1 pseudogene is annotated in these 280 nt (G+C 51.1%); it reads right to left on the bottom strand.

The features are described 5' to 3' along the window. A pseudogene (locus tag AB9F29_RS22495) lies at nucleotides 1-250 on the bottom strand (ribonuclease III); the annotation flags it as partial. Nucleotides 251-280 lie beyond the last annotated feature (30 nt).

Genomic DNA, 280 nt, shown 5'->3' with positions numbered 1-280 from the left:
TTTCTTTGCGCACGAGCGCATTGAAACGCGGCGCAAGAACGCCTTCGCTGGCATTTTTATCCGCTTGCAGCAGGGCCTCGGCTATCACCAAACCCAAGATACGGTCCCCAAGAAACTCGTCTCGCTGGTTATCATCACGGGTAACTGAGGACATCGAGCTATGCGTCACAGCCCGCAACAATAGGGCGTGGTCTGCAAAATCATGCTCTATTAGGGCGCAAAAGGCCTTTAATTCTGCGGCTATTTTCACCGATCGTCCTTCAAATTACTAAAACCTCAC

Origin of the sequence: Falsihalocynthiibacter sp. S25ZX9, assembly GCF_041205405.1 — a bacterium.
GTDB lineage: Bacteria > Pseudomonadota > Alphaproteobacteria > Rhodobacterales > Rhodobacteraceae > Falsihalocynthiibacter > Falsihalocynthiibacter arcticus.
Note: the sequence above shows the minus strand (reverse complement) of the source record. Positions and strands in the feature narration are given on the sequence as shown.